Origin of the sequence: Hominibacterium faecale, from assembly GCF_020734085.1 — a bacterium.
GTDB lineage: Bacteria > Bacillota > Clostridia > Peptostreptococcales > Anaerovoracaceae > Hominibacterium > Hominibacterium faecale.
The window spans coordinates 311,048-325,728 of the sequence record NZ_JAJAGH010000006.1 but is presented as its reverse complement, the minus strand read 5'-3'; the positions used below and the strand labels follow the sequence as shown (position 1 = coordinate 325,728).

General features: G+C 47.6%; 11 protein-coding genes and 1 other RNA gene. 11 read left to right on the top strand and 1 reads right to left on the bottom strand.

The features are described 5' to 3' along the window. Nucleotides 1-144: 144 nt before the first annotated feature. Nucleotides 145-870, top strand: coding sequence for a YebC/PmpR family DNA-binding transcriptional regulator (locus LG211_RS09405; protein WP_148395098.1), 726 nt, complete (start codon nucleotides 145-147; stop codon nucleotides 868-870). Between the two features lie 225 nt (nucleotides 871-1,095). Continuing rightward, on the top strand, nucleotides 1,096-1,254 hold the full coding sequence (locus LG211_RS20230; protein ID WP_465250793.1) for a hypothetical protein: 159 nt from the start codon (nucleotides 1,096-1,098) through the stop codon (nucleotides 1,252-1,254). A 105-nt stretch (nucleotides 1,255-1,359) separates the two neighbouring features. On the opposite strand, the gene LG211_RS09395 is transcribed toward LG211_RS20230, so the two are convergent. Then, complete coding sequence (locus tag LG211_RS09395) at nucleotides 1,360-2,928, bottom strand: IS1182 family transposase (protein ID WP_269477377.1); 1,569 nt, start codon at nucleotides 2,926-2,928, stop codon at nucleotides 1,360-1,362. A 429-nt stretch (nucleotides 2,929-3,357) separates the two neighbouring features. On the opposite strand from LG211_RS09395, the gene ssrS reads away from it, so the two are divergent. The 9 genes from ssrS (at nucleotide 3,358) to LG211_RS09350 (ending at nucleotide 14,681) form a co-directional block, all read left to right on the top strand. Continuing rightward, nucleotides 3,358-3,536: non-coding RNA, 6S RNA (gene ssrS, locus LG211_RS09390), on the top strand. Between the two features lie 48 nt (nucleotides 3,537-3,584). After that, nucleotides 3,585-5,186, top strand: coding sequence for an OPT/YSL family transporter (locus LG211_RS09385; RefSeq protein WP_269477376.1), 1,602 nt, complete (start codon nucleotides 3,585-3,587; stop codon nucleotides 5,184-5,186). A 41-nt stretch (nucleotides 5,187-5,227) separates the two neighbouring features. Continuing rightward, nucleotides 5,228-6,055 carry a formate/nitrite transporter family protein gene (locus LG211_RS09380; protein WP_148395102.1) on the top strand — a complete coding sequence of 276 codons (828 nt, stop codon included), beginning with the start codon at nucleotides 5,228-5,230 and terminating at the stop codon, nucleotides 6,053-6,055. A gap of 109 nt (nucleotides 6,056-6,164) precedes the next feature. Beyond that, nucleotides 6,165-7,025 carry a Rossmann-like and DUF2520 domain-containing protein gene (locus LG211_RS09375; protein ID WP_253019662.1) on the top strand — a complete coding sequence of 287 codons (861 nt, stop codon included), beginning with the start codon at nucleotides 6,165-6,167 and terminating at the stop codon, nucleotides 7,023-7,025. Continuing rightward, on the top strand, nucleotides 7,022-7,849 hold the full coding sequence (gene panB / locus LG211_RS09370; protein ID WP_269477375.1) for a 3-methyl-2-oxobutanoate hydroxymethyltransferase: 828 nt from the start codon (nucleotides 7,022-7,024) through the stop codon (nucleotides 7,847-7,849). The genes LG211_RS09375 and panB overlap by 4 nt, the downstream gene beginning before the upstream one ends. 9 nt (nucleotides 7,850-7,858) lie before the next feature. Beyond that, nucleotides 7,859-8,701, top strand: coding sequence for a pantoate--beta-alanine ligase (panC, locus tag LG211_RS09365; protein ID WP_269477374.1), 843 nt, complete (start codon nucleotides 7,859-7,861; stop codon nucleotides 8,699-8,701). A 162-nt stretch (nucleotides 8,702-8,863) separates the two neighbouring features. Next, complete coding sequence (locus tag LG211_RS09360; protein ID WP_227755191.1) at nucleotides 8,864-10,450, top strand: DUF975 family protein; 1,587 nt, start codon at nucleotides 8,864-8,866, stop codon at nucleotides 10,448-10,450. Nucleotides 10,451-10,558: 108 nt separating this feature from the next. Further along, nucleotides 10,559-12,448 carry a molecular chaperone HtpG gene (gene htpG, locus LG211_RS09355; protein WP_227755190.1) on the top strand — a complete coding sequence of 630 codons (1,890 nt, stop codon included), beginning with the start codon at nucleotides 10,559-10,561 and terminating at the stop codon, nucleotides 12,446-12,448. Between the two features lie 151 nt (nucleotides 12,449-12,599). After that, a complete protein-coding gene (locus LG211_RS09350) occupies nucleotides 12,600-14,681 on the top strand; it encodes a lectin like domain-containing protein (RefSeq protein ID WP_253019665.1) in 2,082 nt (693 codons plus the stop codon).

Below are 14,681 nucleotides of genomic sequence, written 5' to 3'. Positions count from 1 at the left end.
TATATGGGCGCCTGCATGCTCTTATGCAGCCTCTTTTTAAAATGATCATGCGCGGCGACTGAGCCGGAATTGAAAAGACTATTGAAAAATAGGCCATTCTACGTTATACTATATAAGTTAATAATATACGAAGGAGGTGTCTTGATGGGAAGACACGGTACAATTGCAGGAAGAAAAGAAAAACAGGATTCGAAACGAGCTGCAGTTTTTACAAAATATGCAAGAGCGATCACAGTGGCGGCAAAGAACGGAGGCGATCCGGACTATAACGTCGCTTTAAAGCATGCGATTGATAAGGCAAAAAGTATTAATATGCCTAACGATAATATTAAAAGAGCCATTAAGAAAGGAACCGGCGAACTGGCTGGAGAGACTTATGAAAACGGCAGATTTGAAGGATACGGGGCCGCTGGCGTAGCGGTGATCGTGGATGTTTTGACTGACAACAAGAATCGGACAACCGCAGCCATGAAGCATGCCTTTGATAAATTCGGCGGCAACTTGGGCGCTCCGGGATGTGTGTCCTATATGTTTGACCAAAAAGGCGTAATCGTAATCGAAAAAACCGATGAAATTGATGAAGATGTTCTGATGGAGGCTGCTCTTGAAGCTGGTATGGACGATATGGTTACATACGACGACTGCTATGAAATTCTGACAGCTCCTAATGATTTTAACGATGTCAGCGACGCGTTGAAAGCCGCCGGATACGAGTTCGTAGACGCGGATATTGAGTATCTGCCGTCTGTAGAGGCCACGCCGACAGAAGAGCACGACATCAAGAACCTGAAAAAGATGATCGAGATGCTGGAAGATAACGACGATGTGCAGAAGGTTTATCACAACTGCACGGTTGAGCTGGAAGATTAATTACGCCGCATATGCGGGCGTTTTGAAGAATACCGCTTAGTTCGCCTCTTTGCTTGATAGGAATTGTATCGGGCAAGGAGGTTTTTTGTAGAAAAGAAAATGCACAGGAGGCTTGGATATGATTATAAAACCATCAACTGCTTTGCGGAATGAGTACAGTAAAATTTCTCTTTTAGCACATGAAAGCAAAGAGCCGATTTATATTACAAAAATGGGGAAGGCGATATGGTTCTGATGAGCATAGATGCTTTTGAAAAAAGAGAGCAGTTGTTAAAGCTGCGGGAAAAAGTGTTACAGGCAGAGCAGGAAAGAATGAACGGCTCAGCTGGTATCAGCATTGCAGATGCAAGAAAAAAGCTGCGGAGAAGGGCCGATGAAGGATAAGATCCTTATTTATCACATTGCCAATGCAAAATGAGGCCACTGAAAAAGAGGGGATAAACGGCGTGAAAGTGGGATTGGTTTCCAGTACCGTCCATAACATTCTTTTTAAGCGGTTTGGAGGATGAAAACAGTCTCTAATCCCGCTTTTACCGCGTCTCTGATCGTTAACAAACAGGAATCCTTACCATCGCCGCCCTTTTTTATCTCTTGCAGCTTCACGATTCGCTTCGCGTTTGCCACAAAGGCGATAAAGTAACTTTGAAGCTTCATGCCAACGAGCCCTGTGTAGCTGCACCGGGCTAATCCATGGGATTGTTTCAATTCCGCGTTCTTTGCTTCAATCTTGTATCGATCGCACCGACGAGTTTGAAAATACTCGCTTTTTTCAAACTCAGATTGTTTTTTATGCGTTTCGCTCCGTACCGTGATTGAGCAGTATTTGTAGTTCCCCCCGTTATAGCAGGTTCCGTTTCGTGGGCATTTCTTACACTTTTTGATACTGAAATAATATTTGTAGCATAGGCTCTCATGTTCACCCTTCTTTGTTTTTCGCTTGACGATCGAGGGTTGGCAGGACAAAGCCAAATGCCCTTCCGGACACTGCAGCATGCCACTGTCTTTGTTGAAACTGAATTCCGGGTCTTTGGGCATTCCATCGCTAATGATGGGGTGCAAGTTCGCGATCAATTTTATCCCGTTTGTTTCACAATAGATCAGATTATCCAGACTGGGATATGCCGTGTCCCCTAAAATCTCTTCCACCGGCTGTCCATTGCTCATCGACTGCTTCGCCAGCGCTTCCAGTTGGTCGGTATCCCCATGTCTGCCCGTTGTTACCGTTAGTCCGGTAATCAGTCGCTCATCGTTGATGGCAATATGGTTTTTAAAACCAAAGAAGGCTTCGTCTTGTGACTTGTGTCCAACGGTCGCTTCCGTGGTATCTTCGGTTCCTTCCACTTGTTCGCCGTTCGTTTCCAGCACCCCAACCTTTTCCAATTGTCGCTTTACTTTCTCGAATCGCTTCTTAACGCGCTCATGTTCCACCTTTTCGTCCAAAGAAAACAGCAGTGATTTGCAATAAGCAATTTCTTCTTCCAGAGAACAATCCGCTTTGGGCTTCTCCGGAAAGACTTCCGCCAGTTCCTTTTGATGTTGGTAGATCGTTCGCCGAAGCGCCTTGCTCATTTTCTTTAGCTTTTCGGTTGGCGTTTCCGCCTTGCCTTTGCTGTGGCTGTGCGTGGAATCAAGGATGATCGCCTTGGATTCGATCAATCCTTTCTCCATGGCCTGTCGGACCGTTTCCGCCAACATCTTCTCCAAAAGCGCTTCGGTCATTCGATTTTTACGAAATTTGGTCAGTAAACTGGAGTGAATGATGGGGTCTTCCGGATGCAAATCGAGAAAATATTTAAATGCCATATTGTAGGAGGCCTGGTCGGTTACCTTCTCATCGGAAAGCGCATACATGTGCTTCAAAAAGAGGAACTTGAACAGCATCTCGGGCTCTTTTGCCGGCCGACCAAAATTCTTGCAATAGGAATCCTCCAGCAAGGCGTTCACAAAGCTGAAGTCGATTTCCTCCTTGATTTTTCGCAAACTATGATCGGCGGGTACCACCACGTCATAAAGTCCCGGGTAGTTCGAAAAGGTGAGTTGTTTCTCTGTTCGCAACATGTTCTTCTTCCTCGCTTTCTATCCATTCATTCTATCACAAAACCGTTGAAATTTAAATGGTTTCATGGGGTTGCGAGAGGACTTTTGCATAGCATGGTGGACTGATTTTTTAATCCGCTATGCGCGAAATGATTGGTGGGGGCTTGGTTTCGACTTTTTCAGTGGCCTCTGCAAAATCGGAATATGCAAAATTGTTTGGATGATAAAATTCGAAAACCCCTTGCAATCCATCGAACATACTCGTATAATTAATTACGTTGAACCGATTCCCGTTAAATGCCGAGTTGACCTTGAAGAACTAAGTGCCATTTGTTATAATAGAGGCAGCTACAGCAGGGATCAAAACAGAGTAATTGCATCTTAGGACGCATACCTGGATTTGGCAAGACCATTGATGTTTATTTGAACAGAAAAAGCATACAATAGTATTAAATCCTGAAGTGTTCGTTGAGATATTATAATTCAACCTACGTATTGACATTGGGAGCCCGGTGTTTTTGTCAGCGGATGTCAAGCCGTCTTCGAACGGAAGGCAGAGGCGGAAACAGGGCACCCCCCTATCGCAGATAGGGTGTGAATTATAGTCTCGACGGCATGTCGGGATTCTTTTGTTTTTGAAACACAATCTACATTTACATATAAGAAGGAGAATAACCATGAAAAACCAGCTGACAGCGCGGGGCATTGCTATCGGAGCCGCGGGCGCAATCATCATCACCACAAGCTCCATGTTCGTCGCCCTCAAACTCAGCTCCCTTCCATGGCCCATTATCTTTGTGGCTCTGGTTTCCATGTTCGGATTAAAAGCCATAGGCAATACCAATCTGAGGGAAATCAATGTAACCCATACCATCATGTCAGCGGGTGCGATGGTAGCAGGAGGCCTGGCGTTCACTCTTCCAGGAATTTTCATCTTAAACCCGCAGGCGCAGGTCAGCATGTGGAAGCTACTGCTCCTCACCTTTGGCGGCGTCTGCCTGGGATTGATTTTCACAGCACTTATCCGCAAGTATTTTATTGAAACAAAAAAGCTTCCATATCCTATGGGAGAAGCCGCGGCAGAAACACTGAAAATCGGTGACCGGGGCGGAAAGAAAGCCATTACCTTATTCGTTTCCATGGGAGTGGCGGCGGCATTCACCTTCGTAAGAGATTGGATGCAGAAAATACCAGCTGTTTTGCTCAATGGCAGAATGGCTCTGTACGGATCCGCCTGCGGCATTTGGATTTCGCCTATGCTTATATCGGTGGGATATCTGCTGGGACCGGTCTTTATTGGTGTGTGGTTTTTGGGCGCTCTCATCGGCGACTTCGGCGTGCTTTTCGGCGGGACTGAGCTGGGATTTTGGGATCAGGCGCAGGCATTGACCATCAAGTCTTCTCTGGGGATCGGCATGATGGTGGGAACCGGAATCGGCATCATTGTCAAAGGCATTCTACCAAAGGCGAAAGAGATCTTCGGCGGAATGTTCAAAAAAGACAGTGCCGGTGATGCGATCGTTCCCATGAGATGGGCGCCTGTTTTGATGATTCTTCTCGCATTTTTGTTTACAGTCGTTTTGGATATGGGCGTGCTTGCGTCTGTAGTAACGATCCTTGGCGTCTGGGTTGCTACGGCCATGTCGGCCCAGTGCGTGGGCCAGTCGGGGATCAATCCTATGGAAATCTTCGGTATCATTGTCTTACTGGCAGCGAAAGCCGTTTCGTCCATAGAAGGTACAGAAGCTTTTTTTGTAGCCGCGATCGTAGCCGTAGCCTGCGGGCTTGTGGGCGATGTGATGAACGATTTTAAAGCCGGATCTATTCTTGGGACCAATCCCAAGGCACAGTGGATCGGCGAATGTATCGGAGGCATGATCGGTACCGTGGTTTCCGTGGGCGTACTGATGGTAATCGTTAAAGCTTACGGCCCAGAAGTGTTCGGAAGTCAGGAGTTTCCTGCAGCTCAAGCGGGTGCGGTGGCGGCCATGGTGGGAGGTATTTCCCATGTACCGGCTTTTGCGATCGGCCTTGTGATCGCGGTGATCCTTTCTTCTCTCAATTTTCCGGTCATGACCCTTGGACTGGGGGTGTATCTTCCGTTTTACATGTCCGCCACAGCCTTGATCGGCGGCGTAATCAGATTGATTGTGACCAAAGGACTGCCAAAGATCGAGAAAGAAGGGACGGGCCTTGTTGTCGCGTCCGGGCTTTTGGGCGGCGAAGCGATTATGGGCGTAATTATCGCACTTATTATTGCGGTTCAGGCCATTACCTGATAAAATGCATGTAGACAAAAAATAGAAGGAGTCATGACTACATGCAGCATTTGAAACCGAACGAAATTTTAGATGTAGCCATTGAGACAGGCGCTGCAAAATCGAAGGCAAGTTTTGGCAAGCTGACGATATTGGGTATTCTGGCCGGAGCCTTTATTGCTCTGGCAGCTTCAGGTTCCAATATGGCAGCCTTCAACCTATTGATGGATCCCGATACGTTGGGGCTAGGTAAAGCTCTTTCCGGTGCCGTGTTTACCGCAGGACTAATCATGGTGGTTTTGGCAGGCGGAGAGCTTTTTACCGGCAACGTCCTCATCCTTGCCGCGGCAGCGGATGGCAGAGTGAGGATCGGGCAGATGCTGCGAAACTGGTGCATTGTTTACATAGCCAATCTGCTGGGTTCGCTGATGATCGCAGGAATGATCTATTACAGCGGACAGCTGGAAAGCGGAGCCGGTCTTTTGGGAGCGTTGACGGTAAAGACCGCAGCGACGAAAACGGGACTGGATTTTGGACCGGCTTTTGTGCTGGGAATTCTGTGCAACTGGCTGGTGTGCCTGGCTGTTTGGATTTCTTTCGGAGCATCCGGCACAGGCGGGAAGATCGCAGGAATGTTTTTCCCCATCTGGCTCTTTGTTACTTCCGGCTTTGAACACAGCATCGCCAATATGTATTTTATTCCCGCAGGGATCCTGGCCAAAGGAAGCGACCATTTCGCCGCTTTGTCGGGAGTCTCGCAGGAGGCCCTTTCCGGCCTTACCTGGAGCGGATTTCTCATAGACAACTTAATACCCGTCACCCTGGGAAATTTGGCAGGGGGTGGAGTATTTGTTGCGCTGGCCTATTGGCTGGCATATAGAAAAGCGTGATGCAGAAAACCGCATCACGGCACAACTTCATATTTTAATCGAAGCCTATATCCATTGCGCGAATGGGACTTGAAAGATGATATCACATCCAATTACAGGAGGTGGTAGCATGAAAACAGGATTTATCGGAGCCGGGAAGGCCGGATGCAGTCTTTCCCGGTACCTTGCGGGTTCGCAGACGACGATCTGCGGTTTTTACAGCAAAACTCCGGAACATTCAAGACAGGCGGCAGATTATACCAGATCAGCCGTTTTTTTTAACTTAGAAGAGGTTGTACAAGAAAGTGATATGATCTTTGTAACAACTCCTGATAGCGTGATTGAACAGGTATGGGAAGGGATTAAACATTTGGAGGACAAAGGCTCGGTTGGGCTGAAAGGGAAAATTTTCTGCCATGTGAGCGGTTCCCTTTCATCACAGATTTTCTGCGGAGCCAAAGAGCGGGGCGTTTTCGTCTGCGCAGCCCATCCCATGCAGGCCATCAGCAGCAAAGACACCGATCTCACCGGCGCTTTTTTTACCCTGGACGGCGACGATCAGGCGGTGGGGCTCGTAAAAGGCATGCTGGAGAAAAAGGGAAACCCAACGGCAGTAATCGCTCCGGCCAGTAAGAAGAAATACCATATGGCGGCGTCCTGTGCCAGCAACCTGGTGGCGGGGCTGGCTCAAATTGCTGTGGACGCTCTCACAGACTGCGGATTTTCCCAGGAGGGAGCATTATCCATGCTGACACCCCTTATGCTGGGAAATATGAAAAACATCTGTGAAAAAGGGCCGATGGAGGCTCTGACCGGCCCGGTGGAACGCTGTGACTGCAATACCGTGAAAGCCCATATCGACCAGCTTAACGGGGAGGAACAAACGATTTATCGGCTTTTATCCCTGCGATTGATCCAGATCGCACAGAAAAAAAATCCAACAAGAGATTATTCCAAATTAAAATTGATACTGGAGGAAAAAGACCAATGAAAAACACAACCGTTACCTTTAAGAAAGCAAAAGAAGAAAAAACAAAACTGACCATGTTAACCGCCTATGATTACTCCTTCGCCAAACTGATGGATGAAGTAGGCGTGAATTCCATCCTGGTGGGGGACTCAGTGGGCATGGTTTGTCTGGGATATGAAGATACGCTGCCTGTAACCATGGAGGATATGATTCACCATACTGCGGCTGTTTCCAGGGGCGCTGCCAATGCGCTGGTGGTAGCTGACATGCCTTTCATGTCCTATCAGACTTCCGTTTATGATGCGGTTGTTAATGCCGGCCGTCTAATTAAAGAAGGCCATGCCCAGGCGGTAAAACTGGAAGGCGGTTTTGAAGTGACCGAACAGATCAAAGCCATTGTCAGCGCATCAATTCCGGTTGTGGCGCATATCGGCCTGACCCCGCAGTCAGTCAATGCCTTTGGCGGATTTAAAGTACAGGGGAAAAACCAAGAAGCAGCACAAAAGCTGCTGGATGAGGCAAGAGCCGTAGAAAAAGCCGGCGCCTTTGCGGTTGTTCTGGAATGTGTTCCGGAAAAGCTAGCATCCAAAATTTCCCAAGAGCTGTCCATACCCACCATCGGCATCGGCGCCGGAGCAGGATGCGATGGACAAGTTTTGGTATATCAGGATATGCTGGGCCTCTTCAGTGATTTCACGCCCAAATTCGTTAAGAAATTCGCCAATGTAGGTGAAATCGTAGGAGGCGCATTCCAGGATTATATCAAAGAGGTTCAGGAAGGCAGCTTCCCTGCAAAAGAACATACTTTTAAGATGGACGATGAAGTCATCGATCATTTGTATTAGGAGCACAAGATGAAGATTGCAGAGACAAAACAAGAAACTCGTAAGATTGTAAAAAAATGGAAAAAACAAGGGCTTTCGGTAGGCCTTGTTCCGACCATGGGCTTCCTCCATGAAGGCCATGAAAGCCTAATATTAAAATCTGCCGCTGAAAACGACAAAACTGTGGTCAGTGTGTTTGTCAATCCCATGCAGTTTGGAAAGAATGAGGATTTGGAAGATTATCCACGCGATTTTGAGCGGGATTGCTCCATCTGCCGAAAAGCAGGGGCAGATCTGATTTTTCACCCCTGCCCCCAAGAGATGTATCCGGCGGACTTCTTTTCCTATGTAAATGTGGATCGGATTACGGAGGGACTCTGCGGCAGCGATCGCCCGGGACATTTTCGAGGCGTCTGCACCGTGGTCAGCAAGTTGTTTCATATCACGACGCCGGACAGAGCATACTTTGGACAAAAGGATGCCCAGCAGCTGGCGGTAATAAAGAAAATGGTGCAGGATCTGGATTTTGACCTGCAAGTGATAGGCTGCCCCACTGTGAGAGAAGCGGATGGTCTGGCGAAAAGCTCACGCAATACATACCTGTCGCCAGAAGAACGGAAGGCGGCGGCTGTGATCCACAGGACTTTGGAATATGCGAAAGAAGCCATTTCACAGGGGCAGCGGGATGCAGGCGAGCTGAAAAAGGAACTGGTAAGCCGGATTGAGAAAGAGCCTCTTGCAGAGATCGATTATATTGAGCTGGTGGACGGCGAGCTTCTCCAGCCGGTGAAAGTTTTGAAAAAGCCGCTGCTGATCGCGGCAGCCGTCAGGGTGGGAAAGACCAGGCTCATTGACAATTATTTTTGGGAATAAACAATAGAGGACGAAATGGCAAATATCTATAGTTCGCGTTGCCTGTGTATTCTTTTTCGGTAATATCCATTCTTTTTTCGAAGAAGCATTTGCTATAAACCCTAAATTTTGCTATACTGTATTGCAGTTTTTGTAAAAACGTATCGAAGAAAGGAATATCCTATGTGGAGCCGAAAGGAATTGAAAGCAGAGGCAAAGGCGAATCTGAAGAAAAATTATTGGGCCATGGTGGCGGTATGTTTCTTAATGGCGATTCTGATTGCCGAATACAGTCTGTCAACTGAGACAATTAATTATTATGATTCGGATAACCGTTACAGCGGCGCGGTCCAAAATGAGATGAACAGTACCGGCGGCCTTGGCGAAGAAATGGATCACTTGCTGCCGGGAAGCGAAGAGCAGCTCCAGCAGGAACTCCACCCGACCAAAGGAGTGTTTTCCTCCGTTTTCAATATGCTGGGTAAATCCAAGGCAACGGCGAACAATATCCTTCGTACAATTAATTCTATTGCGGCAGACCATGGCGGATTTGCGCTAATGATCGCGTTGCTGGCCGTAGCGCTGGCAGCCTTTTATGAAATTTTCATTAAAGCCATGCTGCGAGTGGGTGAACGACGTTTCTTTCTGGAAAACCATTTATATCATAAAACGCATATAGGAAGAATCTTTTTCCTGTTCAAAGAAAAGAAATTCAGACGGCCAGCTTGGGTTATGCTGGTTAAGGCGATTTACCTGTTCCTGTGGAGCCTGACCATTGTCGGCGGCATCATCAAGCACTACTCTTATAAAATGATTCCCTATATTCTAGCCGAAAACCCGGATATTGACCGGCGCCAAGCCTTCAAGCTGTCTCGGGAAATGATGAATGGAAACAAGTGGAAAGCATTCGTTCTGGACCTTTCCTTCATTGGCTGGAACATTCTCATGAGCGTAACCTTTGGCATTCTGGGGATTTTCTTCCTCAATCCTTATGTGCGCGGGGTGGAGGCCAATCTCTATCTGGCTCTACGCGCGACGGCGATTGCCCGCAATTTACCCGGGGCGGATGCCCTGAACGACGATTACCTGGCCGCCGCGCCGGCAGATATTCAAGAGGGCTTTTATCCGGGACAGGCGCAAGTGCGGCAAAAGAAAATCGCCCTTGACTACCACCGCCATTACACTTTGATCAATCTGGTGTTATTCTTTTTCATTGCTGCTTTTATCGGCTGGTGCTGGGAAGTTGCGCTCCATCTTGTAAAGGACGGCATCTTTGTCAACCGGGGCACCATGCTGGGACCCTGGCTGCCGATCTACGGCGTAGGGGGCGTGGCGTCGCTGATTATTCTCAAACGCTTTGTTGACAGGCCTTCGCTTTTGTTCGTTCTGACCATGGCTCTGTGCGGGGTTGTCGAATATTTTACTTCCTGGTATTTGGAAATGACCAAAGGGATCAAATGGTGGGATTACAGTGGTTACCTGCTCAATCTCAACGGTCGAATCTGCCTGGAAGGACTTCTGACCTTTGCCATTGCCGGCTGCGCCTTCATCTATTTGATCGCGCCAAAGCTGGATACCATGCTTAATAGAATTCCCAAGGGGACCAGGTTTGGCATCTGCGGTATCCTGATTCTGCTCTTCGGCGCCGATACCGTCTATTCCCACTTCCATCCAAATACCGGAGAAGGTATTACCGATTACGGGATGCTGGCAGAGCCGGAGCGTTCTGCCGCATCAGGTCAGGAGGCCTCAGGGGAAACGACGTTATAGGGAAAACTTGTAATTTCCCCCTTGATTTCTGTCAACAGTTGATGTATAGTAATGTTAGCACTCGATAAAGCTGAGTGCTAACATTTTGATTTAAAAGGAGAATGTATTATGGCAAAGAAACAGTTTAAAGCAGAATCAAAACGACTTTTGGACCTGATGATCAATTCCATCTACACCCATAAAGAAATTTTCCTGAGAGAGCTTATTTCCAATGCCAGCGATGCCATTGACAAATTATATTACCGCAGCCTGACAGAGGGCAATACAGGCCTTTCAAGAGAAGATTTCGCAATTACCATCGAGCCCGATAAGGATGGACGTACCTTGAAGATTATGGATAATGGTATGGGTATGACCAAAGATGAACTGGAAAAGAACCTGGGAACCATTGCCAGGAGCGGTTCGCTGGACTTTAAGAAAGAAACAGAAGGCAAAGATGATATCGACATTATCGGCCAGTTCGGAGTAGGCTTTTATTCCGCTTTCATGGTCAGTGAGAAGGTAACGGTAATCAGCAAAGCCTTTGGTGAAGAAATGGCTTATCAGTGGGAATCCAGCGGAGCGGACGGATACTCCATAAAAGAATGTGAAAAAGATTCAAACGGCACTGAAATTACCTTGCAGCTGAAAGCGGACACCGATGATGAGAACTATAGCGAATACTTAGATACTTATAAAATCAAGAACCTGGTGGGCAAATATTCTGATTACATCCGCTATCCGATTAAGATGATGGTGGAAAAACAGCGCCTTAAAGAGGGAACTGAGGACGAATACGAAAGCTATTCGGAAATGGAGACCTTGAACAGCATGGTTCCTCTTTGGAAAAAGAATAAGAGCGAGATTAAGGACGAAGATTACAATACGTTTTATAAAGAAAAATTCTATGATTTCACCGATCCAGCCAAGGTGATCCATACCAGCGTGGAAGGCGTTACCAGTTATACCGCACTGTTGTTCATTCCGTCTCAGGCGCCTTATAACTACTATACCAAGGACTTTGAAAAAGGATTGCAGCTTTATTCTTCGGGCGTGCTGATCATGGACAAATGCGCCGATCTTCTGCCGGACCATTTCAGCTTTGTCAGAGGTCTGGTAGATTCCCAGGATTTGTCGCTGAATATTTCCAGAGAAATGCTTCAGCATGACCGCCAGCTGCGGGCCATCGCATCTCGTTTGGAAAAGAAGATCAAGAGTGAGCTCTTGGAAATGCTCAATAAGGATCGGGACAAATATGTGGAATTCTTTAAGAATTTTGGATTGCAGCTGAAATACGGGCTTTACGACCAGTTCGGCGCTCACAAGGAAGTTCTCAAAGATCTGGTTATGTTCCATTCATCCCAGGAAAACGCATTGGTTACACTATCTGAATATGTGTCCAGAATGAAGCCTGAACAGAAATATATTTATTATGCCAGCGGCCAGACCACAGAAAAGATCGACAAGCTGCCCCAGACAGAGCTGTTAAAAGATAAGGGCTATGAGATCCTTTATCTGACAGAGGACATCGACGAATTTGCGCTGCAGATGCTGCGGGAATTCGATGAGAAGGAGTTCAAATCCGTATCCAGCGATGACCTGGAGATCGAGGAAAGCAAGGAAGAAAAGGAAGCTGCCGACAAACAGGCGGAGGAAAGTAAAGACATGCTGGCCTTTATGAAAGAGGCTCTGGGGGATAAGGTCGCGGAAGTACGGCTGACCCAAAGATTAAAGAGCCATCCTGTGTGCCTGACGGCCAAAGGCGGCCTTTCCATTGAGATGGAAAAAGTCCTCAACTCCATGCCGGTGGACCAGAAGGTTCAGGCGGAGCGGGTACTGGAGATCAACGCCAAGCATCCGATTCTGGAGACCTTGAACACCGTCTATAAAGAAGATCAGGAAGCGGTGAAAACCTATACCAAGCTGTTATACGATCAAGCATTGATGATCGAAGGCCTGCCGGTAGAGGACCCGGTGGCATTCTCCAACGCAGTCTGTGAATTGATGACAAAGAAATAAAAACCATATTAAAGAAAACCCGGTGCAAAGGGAGCAGATCGCTCCGCCGTGCGCCGGGTTCTTTGATTAGTGCAAAAGCCGAACGTACCTTGCTAGCAGGGAAACTTTGTCGTATAATAGAAAAGATATTGAACAATGGATGGGAGAAGTTATGAAAAGAAGAGTATTATCGATCTGTATCACCTTTGTTATGCTGGTGACATTACTGGCAACAACAGGTTCCGCGGCAGTTTTTGCAGACAGCGGCGCCAAAACATCCCTTTCCGGGGCAGAAAAAATTGGTGGCTTGGAAGAAGTGGGAGACCAGGTTCGCTACCGGATGAAAAACGATGCCCTCCTGGATCCGGGACAGGCGGCGGCTAAGAAAGCGGCCAGAGCTTCATCCGTATCTCAATCCAAATTTTCACTGGCGGATAAAATGCCTGCGGTTCGCGACCAGGCAGCAAGTGATAACTGCTGGACCTACGGCACGCTGGCATCCATGGAATCCAGTCTCATCATGCGGGGCCTTTCCGGAACCGGACTGGATCTCTCCGAGAACCATTTGACCTGGTTTACCTATAAAGGCGCAAGCAGCGCTGCAAAGAGCGCTTATGCTGGAAAAGACACCCACATCCTTACCCAGAGCAGAAGCCCCTTCAGCGAGGGCGGAAACCGATGGTTTTCCACAGCTACGCTTGCCAGATGGTACGGTGCTGCCGATAACAGCAGAGTAGGAAATACCACCAGCCTTTCCTCCGGCATTCAGACCGTGTCGGATATTCGGCTGCGTAATGCGGATTTTCTGCCGGAGCCGGCCGAGAATAACGAAAACGCAAAAAGAATTATTAAAAACTATTTAGTTAATAAAGGTGCTGTAGATGTGTCGTACTATGTGCCTAATAAAAACCTGCAGAAGAATGCAGACGGTAAATTTGGCTACTACTATGGCGGAAATGCTCTTGCCAATCATGAGGTTGCCATTGTCGGCTGGGATGATGATATTTATTTCAGCGGCTGGAAAGGCCCGGGCGCCTGGCTGGTGCGCAACAGCTGGGGCAGCGATTGGGGAGACAACGGCTATTTTTACCTTTCCTACTATGATTCCAGCCTGTGCAATCCGACCTTCTTCGAAGCAGAGGCCCGTTCCTATAACGGCGGCAGCACCTCTCATGAATATACATCCGTCTATCAGTATGACGGCGTGGGCGCCGGAGACGGAGAGTTTGCCATGGGCAGCAAGCTTTCTTCGGCTAACCGGTATACGGCTAGAAAAGACGAGCTGATCCGGGCCGTTGGAACCTATACAGGGGCGGCCAATTCCACGGTCAACGTTTCCATATATATCAATCCTTCTGCTTCCAATCCGGCCAGTGGTGTGAAAAAACTTAGTAAATCCTTTTCCCTCCAATATGCGGGATATCATACCTTGGATTTGGGGACGGCCATCGGCATACCCAAGGGATGCACCTTTTCCATCGTGGTTTCTTCCTCCTTTACCGATGGCGGCAGGCGCTATTATTTCCTGCCTAATGAAACAGCCGACTATAACTACTATGTGTCCGCATCCATCGATTTCAGCAAAGGACAGAGCTTTATCAACGATGGCGACGGCTGGTACGATGTGACCAATGTGGCGCCCATTGCTGACGGCAGGGATAAATACGAAGTGGGAAACGCACTGGCAAAAGCCTTTGGTACAAATACCGGAACTGCGGCTCAATCCATATCAGCAAAGAGCAAATACACCAAAACTTACGGCAATAAGGCCTTCAAACTGAACGCCAAGCGAAAAAAAGGCAACGGAAAACTCTATTACCGGTCCAGCAACACCAGTGTGGCTGCAGTCAGTTCTTCAGGAAAAGTAACCATAAAAGGCCCTGGCAAAGCAACCGTAACCATTTCCGCAGCGCCGAGCACGGTCTACAAGTCTGCGTCCAGGAATGTGACCATAACCGTAAAGCCAAAAAAAACGACGATTACCACAGTCAAATCAAAAAAATACAGAACCCTTTCCGTAAAGTGGAAAAAAGATTCCAAGGCCAGCGGCTATCAAGTAATGATCGCTCAGAACAAATCGTTTAAAAAGGGAAAGAAAACGGCCACCATTAAAAAGAAATCAACCACCAGCAAGACTTTTAAAAAACTCCCATCCGGAAAGACTTATTATGTAAAGGTCCGCGCATATAAAAAGGCGGGCAGCAAGAAGGTCTACGGGTCTTACAGCAAGATCAAGAAAATAAAGACAAGATAG

Bases quoted from the DNA above. Each gene is read 5' to 3' on its own strand.
- LG211_RS09405 (WP_148395098.1), top strand. From the start codon at position 145: ATGGGAAGACACGGTACAATTGCAGGAAGAAAAGAAAAACAGGATTCG.
- LG211_RS20230 (WP_465250793.1), top strand. From the start codon at position 1,096: ATGGTTCTGATGAGCATAGATGCTTTTGAAAAAAGAGAGCAGTTGTTA.
- LG211_RS09395 (WP_269477377.1), bottom strand. From the start codon at position 2,928: ATGTTGCGAACAGAGAAACAACTCACCTTTTCGAACTACCCGGGACTT.
- LG211_RS09385 (WP_269477376.1), top strand. From the start codon at position 3,585: ATGAAAAACCAGCTGACAGCGCGGGGCATTGCTATCGGAGCCGCGGGC.
- LG211_RS09380 (WP_148395102.1), top strand. From the start codon at position 5,228: ATGCAGCATTTGAAACCGAACGAAATTTTAGATGTAGCCATTGAGACA.
- LG211_RS09375 (WP_253019662.1), top strand. From the start codon at position 6,165: ATGAAAACAGGATTTATCGGAGCCGGGAAGGCCGGATGCAGTCTTTCC.
- panB (WP_269477375.1), top strand. From the start codon at position 7,022: ATGAAAAACACAACCGTTACCTTTAAGAAAGCAAAAGAAGAAAAAACA.
- panC (WP_269477374.1), top strand. From the start codon at position 7,859: ATGAAGATTGCAGAGACAAAACAAGAAACTCGTAAGATTGTAAAAAAA.
- LG211_RS09360 (WP_227755191.1), top strand. From the start codon at position 8,864: ATGTGGAGCCGAAAGGAATTGAAAGCAGAGGCAAAGGCGAATCTGAAG.
- htpG (WP_227755190.1), top strand. From the start codon at position 10,559: ATGGCAAAGAAACAGTTTAAAGCAGAATCAAAACGACTTTTGGACCTG.
- LG211_RS09350 (WP_253019665.1), top strand. From the start codon at position 12,600: ATGAAAAGAAGAGTATTATCGATCTGTATCACCTTTGTTATGCTGGTG.